Origin of the sequence: Shewanella sp. CAL98-MNA-CIBAN-0140 (assembly GCF_040309905.1) — a bacterium.
In the GTDB taxonomy this organism is placed as follows: domain Bacteria; phylum Pseudomonadota; class Gammaproteobacteria; order Enterobacterales; family Shewanellaceae; genus Shewanella; species Shewanella psychromarinicola.
Map to the genome: position 1 here is coordinate 96720 of NZ_JBEOPI010000008.1, position 12028 is coordinate 108747.

Annotated in this window: 9 protein-coding genes and 1 pseudogene; 7 read left to right on the plus strand and 3 right to left on the minus strand. The window is 41.5% G+C overall.

Annotated elements, in window-relative coordinates:
• Nucleotides 1-19: 19 nt before the first annotated feature.
• Entirely contained in the window at nt 20-1483 is a 1464-nt protein-coding gene (ccoG, locus tag AAEY93_RS06195) for a cytochrome c oxidase accessory protein CcoG (RefSeq protein WP_351075442.1), read from the plus strand.
• A 140-nt stretch (nt 1484-1623) separates the two neighbouring features.
• Here the strand turns inward: ccoG and AAEY93_RS06200 are convergent, their stop codons facing one another.
• The gene (locus AAEY93_RS06200) at nt 1624-2136 is read right to left on the minus strand and encodes an aldolase/citrate lyase/malate synthase family protein (protein ID WP_157822232.1); all 513 of its coding nucleotides are present in this window, start codon (nt 2134-2136) and stop codon (nt 1624-1626) included.
• A gap of 153 nt (nt 2137-2289) precedes the next feature.
• Between AAEY93_RS06200 and AAEY93_RS06205 the strand changes: the two genes are divergently transcribed.
• From AAEY93_RS06205 to ardB, 3 genes are all read left to right on the plus strand, one after another.
• The gene (locus tag AAEY93_RS06205; RefSeq protein WP_101033320.1) at nt 2290-3825 is read left to right on the plus strand and encodes a DUF3612 domain-containing protein; all 1536 of its coding nucleotides are present in this window, start codon (nt 2290-2292) and stop codon (nt 3823-3825) included.
• 661 nt (nt 3826-4486) lie between these two features.
• Entirely contained in the window at nt 4487-6007 is a 1521-nt protein-coding gene (ardA, locus tag AAEY93_RS06210) for an acrylate reductase flavoprotein subunit ArdA (protein ID WP_124012831.1), read from the plus strand.
• Between the two features lie 28 nt (nt 6008-6035).
• Complete coding sequence (ardB, locus tag AAEY93_RS06215; RefSeq protein ID WP_124012830.1) at nt 6036-6389, plus strand: acrylate reductase cytochrome subunit ArdB; 354 nt, start codon at nt 6036-6038, stop codon at nt 6387-6389.
• Between the two features lie 147 nt (nt 6390-6536).
• On the opposite strand, the pseudogene AAEY93_RS06220 reads toward ardB, so the two are convergent.
• Nucleotides 6537-7458, minus strand: a pseudogene (locus AAEY93_RS06220) (IS30 family transposase).
• A gap of 397 nt (nt 7459-7855) precedes the next feature.
• Between AAEY93_RS06220 and dddY the strand changes: the two are divergent.
• Both dddY and AAEY93_RS06230 read left to right on the plus strand, forming a co-directional pair.
• Entirely contained in the window at nt 7856-9100 is a 1245-nt protein-coding gene (gene dddY, locus AAEY93_RS06225) for a dimethylsulfoniopropionate lyase DddY (RefSeq protein WP_124012829.1), read from the plus strand.
• A 41-nt stretch (nt 9101-9141) separates the two neighbouring features.
• Entirely contained in the window at nt 9142-10269 is a 1128-nt protein-coding gene (locus AAEY93_RS06230) for a hypothetical protein (RefSeq protein WP_101033316.1), read from the plus strand.
• 70 nt (nt 10270-10339) lie between these two features.
• Here the strand turns inward: AAEY93_RS06230 and AAEY93_RS06235 are convergent, their stop codons facing one another.
• Nucleotides 10340-11206 (minus strand): LysR family transcriptional regulator, encoded by an 867-nt coding sequence (locus AAEY93_RS06235; protein WP_351075448.1) that lies wholly within the window; start codon nt 11204-11206, stop codon nt 10340-10342.
• A gap of 122 nt (nt 11207-11328) precedes the next feature.
• Between AAEY93_RS06235 and AAEY93_RS06240 the strand changes: the two genes are divergently transcribed.
• Nucleotides 11329-11961, plus strand: coding sequence for a TetR/AcrR family transcriptional regulator (locus AAEY93_RS06240; protein ID WP_351075451.1), 633 nt, complete (start codon nt 11329-11331; stop codon nt 11959-11961).
• Nucleotides 11962-12028: the final 67 nt, after the last annotated feature.

Here is a 12028-nt window from a genome sequence, read left to right on the forward strand (position 1 = left end):
GTGTTATAGGAATACATTTATGCCCAAATCATCATCTCAAACTCCGGCAGCGACAGTGCCAGTTGATAACGCTGCCGTTTCACAGCGGATCCCAGTGGTGCAAATTGCTACGCCGTCGACAAAAATTCAGGTTCGAGAACAGAAGGGCGTATTTCAACGGCTGCGTCAGCACAGCAATACTTTACTGATTGCGATTTTTTTCCTGATCCCATTTATCAACTACCAAGGCCGACAAGCCATTCTGTTTGATGTCACCGAACAGCAATTCTTTTTCTTCAATATCACCCTATGGCCACAAGATTTTACCGTATTAGCGTGGTTTTTTATGGCCGCTGCTTTTGCATTATTTTTTGTCACGGTTTACTGGGGCCGAGTGTGGTGTGGCTTTTTGTGCCCGCAAACCGCGTGGACCTTTATTTACATGTGGGTTGAAGCCAAAATAGAGGGCAATCACCATCATCGTGAGGCGTTAGATAAAGCCCCATGGTCATTAAGTAAAGTGCGTAAACGAGTGACGAAGCATGGGGTGTGGATAGTGTTCGCCTTGCTAACTGGCTGCGGGTTTATCGGATACTTTATGCCTGCACGCGAGTTGTATGTTGATATTTTTAGCATGAGTAGTGGTTTTTGGACTGGCACCTGGGTGTGGTTTTTTGCCATATGCACTTATGTAAATGCCGGCTGGATGCGTGAAATGATGTGTTTACATTGTTGTCCTTACTCGCGTTTTCAAGCGGTGATGTTTGACGCCAATACTAAAACGGTGAGCTATGATGCGCAGCGAGGCGAGTCTCGTGGACCCCGTAAACGTTCACAAAAAACTGAGCTAGGTGACTGTGTAGACTGTAATTTGTGTGTTGATGTCTGCCCAACTGGGATTGATATTCGTAACGGCTTACAATACGAATGTATTAACTGCGGTGCCTGTGTTGATGCCTGTAATCAGACCATGGAAAAGTTTGGCTATGCACCCAATTTAATAAGCTTTACCAGCGAAAATGCCTTAAAAGGACAACCCAAAGCCAGCCTGTTATCGCTAAAATCTCTGGGTTACGCCAGTGCATTATTGATCATGGTTGCACTGATTATTGGCGATTTAAGCAATTTAAAGGATATTGAGCTCAATGTGATCCGTGACCGTCAAACCTTGTATCGTCAAGTGGGTGTCGATAAGGTTGAAAATAGCTATCAACTTAAAATTCGCAATAAAACTCAACAAATGGCTTTCTATCAAATTAGTATCAGCAGCAAGGATCCACAAGGGCAAGCATTGCAAATAATCACCGACAGCTTGATTGTGATAAAACCGGCAGAACAACTAAATTATCCGTTGACCGTCAGTGGCCGCTTAAGTAACCGAGCGAGTGATAGCACCCAACAAACGCTGCAATTTAAGGTGACCCAAATTCAAAGCTTGGAAAATCCAACGCCAACGGAACCTGCTAACCAGATCTCGCAAGCATCACGATTCTTTTGGCCATAATCTCAGTATGACGGCATAAAGGCGTGCCGACATTATGGGATGCTACGCAGCAAAATGGTTACCCAACAAAAAGGCTTGTCGCATTATTAATGGGACAAGCCTTTTTTGCTAAATGGTCGCAGTGTTATCGCAATAAGCCATTAACGCTGATGTAGTGCGTAGTCGCTACCATCTTTAGCAGTAAATACCTTACAGCTACCTTCAGTAGGCTGACAGCCTGTGTGGATTAAGCTAATCCATTGCTTGTATGGCGTTGGCAAATTCTTAATTGGAATGGCAACCTGAATATCTTCGATATTGGCTTGGTCTGTGGTGCCCATTTTTCCTTGGCGGTCGAAACAAATCTCAACATGGGTATCGTTATTTTTTAATACCACAGAGGTGGGGTCACTTTTGTGGCCCGTCAAGGCAACAAATTGACATGGATTTTGTAAACCACACTGTGAACCATCTTTTAAAAACGCCAATAAGTGATTGTAATAAACAACATAGCTGCTGACGTCTTGGTGTGAGCCATTGGCTAATGGACAATGTGTATCCAAAAAGTCTTTTGCGTTTGTGCTGCGATCCTGTTGATTGGTCGTTGCCACAAATTGCTCACCAATGAAGCGGTTAAGGTTTTGGGTGGCTGTATTGCTTGCTTGAGTAGACATATTCATCGCCTTATTCCTCTTCGTATTGTTGTAGGTCAGAAAACCTTTCTAATTATTGTTTATCATTAAGCTCTGTTAGCAGCTTGATTTTTAGTCTATGCTATTTTTACAAACAATTTCACAATAAAAATTTTACAGTGTGAATTATACAAAATGAGAAATGATAAAAGCTTAATGCGAAAGACCCATTTTTTGGGCACCAAGATAAGAAACTTGCGTAAGCGCAACAACTTAACCATGGAAGACTTGTCTGCTCGTTGTGTGCGTGTTGACTCAAGTAATTCGCCATCAGTGTCATATTTGTCAATGATCGAGCGCGGGAAGCGGGTACCAAGCGCGGATATGCTGGCGGTAATAGCGGTTGTTTTCCAGAAAGATGTGGGCTGGTTTCTTGATGACGTACCAGAAGATGAAGCGATTACCCCCGAAAAGGGTAGTAAAGGCGGAGTCAGTGGTATGCCACTTGAGCCAAGCTTTTTGTTTTCTAATGACATCTTACAAATTGCTATCCCTGAAATGTTGTCGCAAACCGGCACCAGTGGCCGTCAATTTGCCCATTTGCTTATTCGCGCCCACCAAGAACATCATCAAAATCATTTCCCTGATTTAGAGCGCGCCGCCGAAGAAGTCGGCTTAAAGCGTATGCCGCTGGCCACCGAAGATATTATTGATATTGCTAAAGGCATGGGCTTAAAAATTAAATGGATTGACCGTGTTCCTAAAGAAGTCATCAACGAAATGGGCATAAGTTCTAAGCAGTTGGTGACGTCATTTTTTGAACCGCCCGGTACCATTTATATCAGTAATATTCTGAAAAATAGACCCAGTAGGTTGAAGTATGATTTGGCGGTGCACATAGGTCATTGTGTGTTACACAATAAAGATGGCTTAAAGAGTGTGATGATGTCGGGTCGCCGTGATGACTTTGATGATGCGCTTATACCACAATCTAATACTCTGAATGCACAAGATATTTTGCATGCGTGGCGCGATTTTGAATCAAGCTTTTTTGCCGGCGCCTTATTGTGTCCTAAAGTGCCATATCGGCAGTTACTCGACCGTCATGGCTATGAGATTAGCGTACATAAACAATTGCAGGTATCCGCTTCTGTCGCCATGCGTCGTATGACGGTGGTGTCACCTTATCCACATTGGCATTATTTTGATGCCTATGCGCCGGGTAAGTTAAAAGCGGTTTACCGCGGTAATGGTATCCCTCTGCCTTGGGGTAACATGCGCTTGGTTGAAGACCCTTGCCAGCATTGGGCTGTGTTTAGAATGATCAACGAACCGGTAGAAGGCACCTCTGCGCAAATATCGATTTTAAATGTCGGCAATGAACCGCGGATTTATTGCTGTGAATCGATTAAGGTCGACGACTCTGCGGGTAATCCGCATGTTCTATGTGCTGGAATAGATTTAAACCCAGCCATTGAGGCGCAAGGAAAAGATGCGCAGTCGATTGCTTACGATCTTAAACAAGCTTGTGCCGCGGGCGGTGGTTCAATCATTATCCCCAAACACATCCAAAAAGATCTCAACAGTGTGGCTAAAATCCTCAATATTAACTGGATTGAGCGCGGGATAAAAAAAGATGCGCAGTTAATTTGCTCGCGTGGCGCAGTATGTCCTCGTCAGCCAAGTTGTTATGCCGCTGGGCGTAATTTATGCGAGGGAAATCAGGGGTAAATAGTCTTTTTAAAGCCGCATCAGCACAAGTTGATGCGGCGAAAAAGGCGTTATTTATTTAATCTCAACTCGGTTTTGGGGATGGGATAAATTGACCCAAAGCAGAATACTTGTCCTATTTGATAAACGTTTATTATGTTGGAATGAGGTTATTTATATCTTAATGGCCTAAATGAGCAAACAGCACCGTAACGCAAAGTCCGCGGTGATTGATTGGATCCGCTGGCGACGATGGCTAATCTTAAACAGTAGCATACCGTGTAAGGCCATTTTGACTTACGTGATAGGCTGTGGTGATGGCTTTTAATAAAGCGGAAACCGTTTGATAAACCGTCATGTTTTGACTCAATATGTTGATAGCGCCTCTCTGAAGCCAATAGAATAAGCACTCGACATAGTCCTAAAGTGTTACTTAGGTTAAGGTTATCCTCAGTCGATAATGTTATAGGTTAATGTGTTAAAAATCTGATAGTAAGATGATTTCACAGTTTGGATTGCAGTCCAAAATCTATGTGCCGTTACAAATGTTACTAAAAGCCCTACCTACAATTGATTAGTTCACATCCGCAGTTTTTTTCACCAAACATTAACAATAGTTCCCGTTTTGGAATCAATTCCAAGGATATGATAAACCGTCAATTACAAAAAGGGGTGATAACCTATGAGCAATATAGATCTATTAGGGCGCCGTAAGTTTATTGCAGGTCTAGGTATTGCTGCTGGTGCAGCGATGGTAGCACCAGCAATGGCAGTGTCTGAGAAAGCTGATGGTGTAAAATGGGACAAAGAAGTTGAGATTGTCATTATTGGTTCTGGATTTGCGGGCTTAGCTGCCGCAATCGAAGCCACTAGAAAAGGTGCAAAAGACATTCATATGTTTGAGAAGATGTCATATTTTGGCGGAAACTCAGCTATTAATGGTGGGCTTTTTGCCGCGCCTGGAACACCGATGCAAAAGACAGAAGGTGTTAAAGATTCGGTGGATAGAATGGTCAATGACCAACTAGCCTCGGGTCGTGGTGTTGCTGATGAGGGTTTATTACGTCATGTTGCATCTCATGCGGTTGAAGCGTTGCAAATGACGTTAGACGCAGGTTCTGAATTCCACCCGTACTTACAACAATTAGGCGGTCATTCGGTTGCACGTACTTACCAAACTACGGTGAGTTGTGGAGCAGGTATCACCCAGCCATTGTTTAAAGAATGTAAACGCATTGGGGTTAATACCCACAACCGTTCAAAATTTGAAGGGTTCCTCGTCGGTGCTAAAGGCGAAGTTGTTGGTGTTAAGATGCGTACCAATTACCACTTTGGTGAAGACCAACCAGGTAAAGTTCTCAATATTCGCGCCAAACGTGGTGTGATTATGGCCACTGGTGGCTTTGCGCAAAACGTAGATTTACGTATGGCGCAAGATCCAACCTTAACGGCAGACGTTGGTTGTACTAATGCACCAGGTGCAACAGGCGAGGGCATGTATGAAATGTTCCGTTTGGGTGCTATCCCTACGCATTTGGCTTATATCCAATCAGGCCCTTGGGCTTCACCTGATGAAGGTGGCTTTGGTTATGTGTCTAACTATTCTATCTTCAACTTGCCTCATTCAATGGCGGTTAGCCGTACAACCGGTAAGCGTTTCATGAATGAAATTGCGGATCGTAAAACACGTGCCGATGCTGAATTAGAAAATCGTGATGAAAAAGGCAATCCTGTACCACCGCTTTTGATCACCAGTTTTAAAGATTCTAAAGCACATCCAAATACCGAAAAAGTTATTAAATACAATGTCGGTTGGAAGTTTGATTCAGTTGAAGAGTTAGCAACACACTTTGGTGTGCCTTTAGCTGGCTTAAAAGCACAAATTGCTGAATACAACGGCTATGTTAAAACTGGCGAAGATAAGCAGTTTGGTAAAAACATGACTAAGGCGGCTGGCAAATATATTGAAGCACCCTTTACTGTCGTGCGTTTATGGCCAAAAGTACATTACTGTCAAGGTGGTGTAAAAGTAAATACTAAAGCCGAAGTGGCAGATAGCTTTACTGGTAAGTCTATTCCGGGTCTTTATGCCGCGGGTGAAGTTTGCGGTGGTATTCATGGCGTTAGCCGTTTAGGTAGTTGTTCTATCCCAGAATGTATGGTGATGGGCATGACGGCCGCTAGAAGTCTTATGAAAGTTTAACTAGACCCGTGAACAAGAGGAATCATTAATGAAAAACTTTAATATTATACTTGGGCTGGTACTACTTGGGCTAACCAGTTTATCAGTACAGTCAGCAGAGATCCGTGACTACCACAAAGACGTAATCGGTAATGACTGTAAAACTTGTCATGACAATGGCATAAAGCAGTTCCCATCTGATGAATCCTGTTTGCAGTGTCATGATGTTGATGACTTAGCAAAGCAGACGGCTAGAAGTGAAGAAGACAAGTGGCAAAACCCACATAACAATCTTCACTATGGTAAAGAAGTACCTTGCCAAGAGTGCCATGGTGAACATACACCTAAAGAACCATTATGCAGCAACTGTCATACTTTCAAGTTTGACAAGCATAAAGGATAAACTAATTTAAATTCATATTAGTTTAATAAGCCACATATTAAGTAATTAATATGTGGCTTTTATATTTTTAATGATTAATAGAATTACCCTTCTTATTTATTAGTTTATTAGTCCCGAATTCAACTCCGAAGTGCGACACTCGGCAAATTAAGCCGCTAATTGTTTAAAAACAACCGCTGACGGCTTAAACTTCAAACATTTCTTGGGCCGATGGTTAATCCTGTTCTGCGCAAACAAGATGATGTCATCGCTTACTGTCCTCAAGTCGATCCCTTTTTTTACATATTTCTTAACCGGCCATTGGCGTTCTCATTGGCGCCACGCTCCCAAGAGCTGTATGGGTGAGCGAAATAAAACTCTGCGGCTAACGCTTTGGCAATGGCTTGGTGATGAGCAAACTCGCGACCATTATCGGCTGTTATTGTGTGCACATGCTGCTTGTACGGCACGAATAATTCAATCGTGGCTTTAGTCACATCCACAGCAGATTTTGAGGCCACTTTCTTTATCAAGTAAAAACGGGTTTTCCGCTCCAGTATCGTCACTATTGAACCTGTGCCATGCTTGCCTAATACGGTATCGATTTCCCAATCACCGAAACGGTCGCGGGTATCGACAGATTCGATAGACATGCCATTTTTAATCGCTGGAGCCTTCTCTTTTTTGCCTCTGCGATAGCGTTTATACCCTTGACGTAGATGACGGTATAGCTTGCCACCTTGATGCTAATGCCTTGCCACAAACCGATAAATCCATTCATGACTGACGGCTTGGTCCATTCCAGACCACACTTGTGAAATCGGCTCTGGACCCCAGTCATGTTTTAATAGGAAACGGACAGTGCTTACCCTTGTCTCGGGTATCGTATATTTGGCTGAATGATGTCGCATATCACAGGCATTGGCTTGAGCATGGTCAGGACAATAACCCGACTGGCCATTACAACGCTTTAGTTCTCGATAGGCAGTAGCGCGATGACAATTGATGGTTTTTGCAATCAAGGCAATTGAAATGCCTTGGTCTAAAAGGACTGATATCTTCTACCCTCAGTCAACTGCTGATAACTCATAGTGATACTTTTTTTCTTTGGCGAGATAAAGCCTACCACTTTCAGTAGTTGGCTTCTTCGAACCTAGTCTATGAGTGTCGCAGTTATTATCTGAATTCGGACTCTTCTTATTTATTAACTTATTAACTTATTAACTAATTGGCTTATTAGATTTCTAGTTATTAGCTTATTAGCTTATTAGATATTAGATTTTTAGATATTAGTTTCTTAGTTATTAGATTTTTAGTTATTAGTTTTTATAAATTAATGTACTGCTTCTATATTGTTATCTATTATCTATTATCTATTATCTGTTTGTAATAATACTTTTTATTACAAACCTCTTGAGTGTAAATTTTTGGAATTAATTCCAAGTGTAATATCTTTCCGCGCTTAATAATAATGAAAGAGGGATGTTATGAAATATAATACGTTGTTAGTGATGATGCTGTTGTCTAGTTCTGCTATGGCAAGTGAGTTACCTAGTTTTTTAGACCAAAACGATATTAATAATGCTGAGTTTACCTGTTTAGGTGAAGAGTCACAGTATAATGAAGATGATCAAAAGTATGTCGATATATTATGGAATGAAACACTGCAATATTTAGAGTCTTATGCGGTAGCATTAACCAATAGTGAAAATGGTCCATGCTTAAACTCCGATGAAGCGATGTATGATTCTACCGAAGGCGGTAAGAACATGTGCATCATGGATCGAAGAGACATGAAGTTAATGGTTAAAAATATTTATCAAGTTATCAATAATCCAAATAAAGCGAAAAAGTGTTTTGGCGCCCGCGAAGATGTCAATTGGATATACAGTCCTGGTGGCGAATTAGAGCAAAACTCTCCGGTTGCGAAATGGCTTAAACGCGAATCATTTAACAGCTTTTTTGATAACAAAGTGACCAACAAAGATGTCCGTAAAATGGGTAAAGAGTTTACCAAAAACTTTGCCAAAATGGTGATGGGCGACGAAGTCAAAATGCCTTCAGCTTTTCCTACCGATATCAGTGCCAATGCATTGCCTAACTTATGGGCTGCCGCCGGTTGGTTCCCTATGTATGCACAAGAAAGCAAACGCAATGATAAAAATTTCAATAATATCCGTGGTGGCTATGCCTATGCCGAAATCTTTGGTCATTGGGGATTGTTACGCATAGATGAGATCAATAAACAAAAAGTGGGTGCCGAAGTTGGTATGACAGTTCAGTCGGTCGATACCCTATATCCATACCATAACCATGCAATATCTGAAATTTATTACAACATGCGAGTTCCTGCTTGTGCGAATGAATTTACGACCTTTGCAGTGCGTGAAGACTCTAAGCTTGTCACCACAGTGCGTGAAGACAGTAACGTTAGAACCGTACAATTTGATGCGGGTCAATTTAATGCCCAAAGTCAGTGGTTATCGAGTAGTGCAGAACACGATCCTCTTATGTACTTTCATCAAAATACTATCCATGCCTTTGAAGTTGATGGCAGCTGTGAAGCTAAACCAGAAGAGCGTGCCATTGTGTCTGTTTGGGCAAGAAGTAATGCTAATGACAAACGTAATGACTATGGCACAACACTGCTTTGTGAGTCAGCTAAAAATCCAGGCACACCAGCTCATAGTGATGAAGTTATTCAGTGTGACTTAACCAAATTAAAATGGTAATCACCATCTTAAAAAATATAAAAATTGGGAAATAACATAAAATGAAATTATTTAAGTTGTCTTTATTATCTTCATTAGTGTCACTGTGCATGGTGTCTTTTTATTCTACTGCACAAGATGTTGACGATGGAATTAATGTAACAGGTACATTAAGAGCTAATTATTCATATAAAGAATATAGCGAAACGTCTAAAGATAAAGCAGGTGATTTGACCTTTGAAATGGCATCAGTTAAATTTAACGGTAAATTAGATGATTGGGGTTTATCATCTGAATATCGATTTTATGATGGTTGGGAAGCATTACGGTATGGTTATGTTTTTTATGATTACTCACCAGAAGTGCAAGTTCAAGTTGGTATAAATCAAGTGCCATTTGGTAACCCTGGGTTTATTTCAAATAGTTTCTGGTTCGGCGTACCGTATTATTTAGGCTTTGAAGATGATTATGATACAGGTATTAAAACAGTTTATTCGAATGACGGTTGGGGGACTGAGTTTGCATTTTATAAAAATGCTGAATACGGTGCCAGTCGCAACGAACGTTATTCAACCGATTTATATTCAGGGCAGGTAAGTGGCACTGAATATTATAACGAAGAAACCAATCAATTAAACTTACGTCAAACCTACGCGATGGAGTATGAAGGCGGTAAAACCGTGGTCGGTGCTTCGGTCGAGGTTGGACAAATTTATAATAGTAATACTGGCAATAATGGTGACAGATATGCCGTCGCCTTGCATCTTGACAGTAGCTACAATGGTTGGGCGCTGCAGTTGCAGGCTATGCAGTATGAGTATGATGCTGCAGATGCGTTAGACAGTAACAAGATTGCCGTATCAGCTTATGATTGGCAGTACGAAATTGCTTCTAAAGCGCAAGCGTATAGCATAAACATAGCTAAAACGATCGCCACCAGCTGGGGCAGTGTTAAGCTTTATAATGACTTTGGTGTAGTGACTCCAGATGTTGACAATGATGACTATGATAACAGTTACCAAAATGTCACTGGTGTTGCGCTGGCTTCAGGCCCAATTTATACCATGGTCGATTTTATTATGGGTAAAAACATGTACGCCTCAACCCAAGATAATGGTCATATTGGCTTACCTGAAATGGGTGACAGCTGGGATCACCGCATCAATATCAACTTTGGTTACTATTTTTAATCGCTAGATAACCCCAACTCGACTTAAGAGATGGGGTTAACGACAACGATTTTTGGCGAGATGATGGGGGCTAGTCGAGTTGATAGCCTTTGTGTTCAACATTGGCTTTTATTAAATTAATGAGTTGCAGCGTCGCATCTGTTTGGGTCTCTGGATTGAGGTAAAGCGACTCGTTAAACACCGGTAATGGTGGTAAGCCATGCACAACAGGATCTAAAATTTGCATTTGATCGTTAATTCTAAATTCGGCTACTGGCGCAATCACTATGTCATTCTCAACTGCCATGCATAATGCTTGCGGTGATGGCGTCGACAATAACACCTTAATAGGACGCATAGACAATTGATGATTAGCAAATACCTGTGCTCGAATTGGGCAGTTTTCTGGGTATAAGCCAACTGGAATTGTTTTGCTTTTATGGGCGTTACCGTTAGCTGCAGCAGCCCAATGAAAGCGACGTGTAAATAGCAGTTCGCCGTTTATGGGCAGTTGCCAGTGAGTGGCAACGATCACGTCAAACTCACCTTGATGAAGTCGTTTATATAAATTGCCACTCACATCGGTATCGATAACTAATTCTATATTGGTAAACTCGCGAATAAACTCTAATAAGCAACTGCTTAAATAACACTTTATAAAATCTGTGGGTACACCAAGACGGATCACTTCGCGATTTTGACAATCTTTTAACTCATCAAGTGCTTGTGAGTTAAGTAGCATCATTTTATAGGCGTAGTTAAGTAGGGTTTCACCTGACTCAGTCAAGGTGACACCTCTGTTGTCCCTTATCAGCAAAGATTGGCCGACACTCTCTTCAAGTTTCTTAACTTGTAAGCTCAGTGTTGATTGGGTTCGGCAAATTTTATCTGCTGCTTTTGACAAGTTGCCACATTCAGCAATAGCGATAAAACTTTCAAGCAATTCTATTTTTAACATGGGCTATTGGATAAGTTCATAGTGGTATCAGTATTACTCAATCTGGGGTATCGATAAAGCTTGCTATACTGTAAGTGTGAGATGATGACGGTTTATTTAACCCAAGTATGGTGGAGTCTAAAATGAGTAGCTGGGAAGAACGCGGCAACTATCTGATCGAAGTGTCACAACGCTGTTTAAAAGGCCGTAAAACCTTTGATTTGTGTCGCTCGCATTTAGTCCAAGCTAGCCAGATCTCCAAAGGCACCATTTATAATCATTTTACCTCTGAGGCCGATTTGATTGTGGCCGTAGCCAGTGCAGATTATCGTCATTGGGTAAACCAAGCCGAACAAGACACGCTGCAATATAGTGACCCCTATTTACGGTTTATTTTTCATCATTGCCAACGTTTGTACCGCATTTTATCAGAGCAATCATTCGTAATTGCCAGAGTTATCCCTAATGAGTCAATATTAATACAAGCCAGCGACTATTACCGCGAGCGTTTCGATAGAGTGCTTAATCAGTATGCACAATGGAATACACAAACCCTGGCAGAAATTGGTGAAGTGGGCGGATTCAATCGTGGCGAGTTGCTTTGTGACTATTTACGCGGCGCGATGATCAACAGTGACGATGCACAAAAACATCCCAATGATGCTGAAATGTATTATCAATATAGCTATGCCATGACTCAACTTATGGGCCATTCACATAAGCGCATGCCGTCAATTAAGGTGTTCTTGCAATGGCTCGCGGATAAGCAGGCATAAAAAAACCGTGAAGGCTTATCAAGCTACTCACAGTTTTTATATTCAGTATTCAGTGCTTACCTCATTA